Origin of the sequence: Streptomyces sp. ID05-39B, from assembly GCF_033794725.1 — a bacterium.
Lineage (GTDB): Bacteria > Actinomycetota > Actinomycetes > Streptomycetales > Streptomycetaceae > Streptomyces > Streptomyces bobili.
The window spans coordinates 1-2,990 of record NZ_JARGEF010000442.1; the positions used below are offsets into that span (position 1 = coordinate 1).

Here is a 2,990-nt window from a genome sequence, read left to right on the forward strand (position 1 = left end):
ACCCCGACCCGTCAACCGCCTTCAGCACGGGGGTGAGCAGCATCGAGGCGACCGGCGACAACAGCAGCGCCACAGCCGTACCGAGCGCGAACCCGCCGACCACGTCCGTCGGATAGTGCACACCCATGTAGACCCGGCAGAACCCTCCCAGCAGCCCCAGCCCGATCCCCACCAGCCCGAACCTCCGGTTGGCGACGAACAGCGCGACGCCCATCGCCATGGTGATGGTCGCGTGGTCGCTCACGAAGGAGTAGTCGGTCTTGCCGGAGACGAGGACCTCGAGTCCCTGGTGGTCGAGGAAGGGCCGGGGCCGCTCCACGAACCCCCGTATCGGCACGTTCACGAGCACCGCGAGCCCGGCGGCCAACGGCACCCACACCAGCGCGGCCACGGACGAGGCGGCCTCCTCGGCGGACGCGGGCCGCCGCCGTACGGTCCACCAGCACCAGATGACGAGCAGCACCATCGCCAGCAGCAGCCCGTACTCGCCGACGAACTCGACGGTCCGGTCCAGCCAGTGCGGGGCGTCCTTCGCCAGGCCGTTGATGTCATAGAGCAGGTCGACGTCGGGGTTCGACCCGGATGCGGCGAGTCCAGCCATGGTGCTGCGGCCCCTTCGTCGTTGTGCCCGGCATGCCTCACGCACGCCGCTCGTACCCACACCCCCGTGGTCGTAGATCCGCGCATGGCCCGGCTACGTCAACAGGAACGCACGACCCCCGTTGATACGTTCCACTCTCCACTGAATGATCACGCAGACGTTACCGAAGAGAGACACATCACCGCAGCTCAGGAGGTGGGATACCGTCCGGTTCAGACCCTCGTGGGGAGCGCTTTCGCGCCATCTTCGGTGACCCGCGTGGCACCGAAGTACTTCCGGGTGTCGATCGGATCGAACCGGATAACGGCCCCCGTACGGGGCGCGTCGATCATGTACCCGCCGCCGACGTAGATGCCGACGTGATCGATGGCCCGGGAATTGGTGGGGTCGGTCGAGAAGAACACCAGGTCGCCCGGCAGCAGCTGGTCCCGTGAGGGATGCGGCCCCGCGTTGTACTGATCGTTGGCGACCCGGGGCAGGGTGATCCCGACACTCTCGAAGGCCGCCTTGGTCAACCCCGAACAGTCGAAGCGTCCGCCCTGCTCAGGCGTGCCGTTCCCACCCCACAGATACGGCGTCCCCAGCTTCTTCTGCGCGTAGTAGATGGCCCCGGCGGCCTGCTCGGAAGGATCGACCCGGGCGACGGGCGCGGCGAAGCTCTTCGCCAGCGTGGTGATCGTCTTCACGTAGTTCTGGGTCTCGCGATACGGCGGCACACCGCCGTACTTGATGACCGCGTAGGCCCCCGCGTTGTACGACGCGAGCATGTTGTGGGTGGGGTTGCCGGGCACCTTCTTCACGTACGAGGCGAGCTGGCAGTCGTACATCGCGGCCGACGGAATCGCGTCATTCGGATCCCATACGTCACGGTCGCCGTCGCCGTCACCGTCGATGCCGTGCGTGGCCCAGGTGCCGGGGATGAACTGCGCGATTCCCTGAGCCGCCGCGGGACTCTTGGCGTTCGGGTTGAATCCGCTCTCCTGGTAGAGCTGGGCGGCGAGCAGCGCGGGGTCGATCGCGGCGCACTGATTGCCCCACTTCTGCACGAGCGCCTGGTACGCGGCCGGCACGGCCCCCTTGGCCAGCCCGACGCTCCTGCCACCGACGCCGTTGGTGAGGTTCCCGGCGATGATGTACACGCCGACGACGAGCAGCATCACGAAGCTGAGCCCTGCCGCGGTCGCGGCACCAGCCAGGATCCACGCCTTACGCACCGTCAAACCGCCCCTCGCCCACGCGGATTACCGCCCGCGTCAGTGTATGAGCTTCCCCCACGGAATCCCGTGCAACCGAGACTCTCCCCACGACCTGACCCGGTCGGCCGGGTTCCCCTGCCCCAGCGGGCCCCCGGGTTCAGCCGATCGTCTCCCGCCGTCGCGCGCGTCAAGGACAGCCCTGGCGTGCGCCAAGCACGGCCCATCGATCGGCCCGGACTTCCCCATCCACGTCCATGATCGGGCAAGCCCCGCACCAGACCCTGGCCTCGCGCATACGTTCCCCTCCGTGATCCTTGACGTTGACGACACCCCCCTCCCGGCCCCCGCCCGCCGCTCCCTGCTGCGCGGCGGCCTGGTCGGCGCGGCGGCCCTGGGCGGCGTGGCCCTCACCGCGACCGCGGCCTCCGCCACGCCCACCGCTCCCGCTCGCACCGCCTCCCGCCCCGGCACGGCCACCGCGGCCCTGCGGGAGCTGGCCGCCGGCAACCGCCGCTGGCGAACCTTTTGCGAGCGGCACCCGGACGAAACCCCGGCCGTCCGGCAGAGCCTGACGCAGGGCCAGCATCCCTTCGCCGTCGTCCTCGGCTGCATCGACTCCCGCGTCCCGCCCGAGCTGGTCTTCGACCAGGGCCTCGGCGACCTGATGACCGTCCGCACGGCCGGCGAGGTCCTGGACGAGGCCGTCCTCGGCAGCGTCGCGTACGGCGTGCTGGAGCTGGACATCCCCCTGGTCCTCGTCCTCGGCCACCAGTCCTGCGGTGCCGTGCGCGCGGCGGTCGAGGCGGACCTGTCCGGCGAACGGCTGCCGGCCCACATCCAGTACCTGGCCGACCAGATACGCCCGTTCATCGACCGCACGAAGGAGGGTGACACCCGTATCGACGCCACCATCGACGCGAACGTCCGGGCCGTCCGCTCCCGGCTCGCCGCCGAACCCGACCTGGCCGCGAAGATCACGTCCGGTGACCTGGTCGTAGCGGGCGCCCGCTACGAACTGACGACCCAGACCGTGCACCGCCTCGCCTGACCCTCGCCCCCTGAACCCCCTACGGGTCGGAGGCCGCCCGCCGGTACAGCGCCGCGGCCTCCGCCCCGAGGACGACGCCGTACGAGATGTCGTCCGTGGCACCCCCCTGCTCGTGTCCCCCAGTACCCCTACGACCTCCCCGAAC

The 2,990-nt window shown here is 70.0% G+C and carries 3 protein-coding genes and 1 pseudogene; 1 reads left to right on the forward strand and 3 read right to left on the reverse strand.

Annotated elements, in window-relative coordinates; genetic code table 11:
• Window positions 1-601 (reverse strand): phosphatase PAP2 family protein (locus P1P75_RS40810; protein WP_319264901.1); only part of this gene is annotated, 601 nt, incomplete at its 3' end.
• A 212-nt stretch (window positions 602-813) separates the two neighbouring features.
• A complete protein-coding gene (locus tag P1P75_RS40815; protein ID WP_319264904.1) occupies window positions 814-1,821 on the reverse strand; it encodes a bifunctional lytic transglycosylase/C40 family peptidase in 1,008 nt (335 codons plus the stop codon).
• 283 nt (window positions 1,822-2,104) lie between these two features.
• Between P1P75_RS40815 and P1P75_RS40820 the strand changes: the two genes are divergently transcribed.
• Complete coding sequence (locus P1P75_RS40820) at window positions 2,105-2,845, forward strand: carbonic anhydrase (RefSeq protein ID WP_319264907.1); 741 nt, start codon at window positions 2,105-2,107, stop codon at window positions 2,843-2,845.
• Window positions 2,846-2,864: 19 nt separating this feature from the next.
• On the opposite strand, the pseudogene P1P75_RS40825 reads toward P1P75_RS40820, so the two are convergent.
• Window positions 2,865-2,990, reverse strand: a pseudogene (locus P1P75_RS40825) (serine protease); the annotation flags it as partial.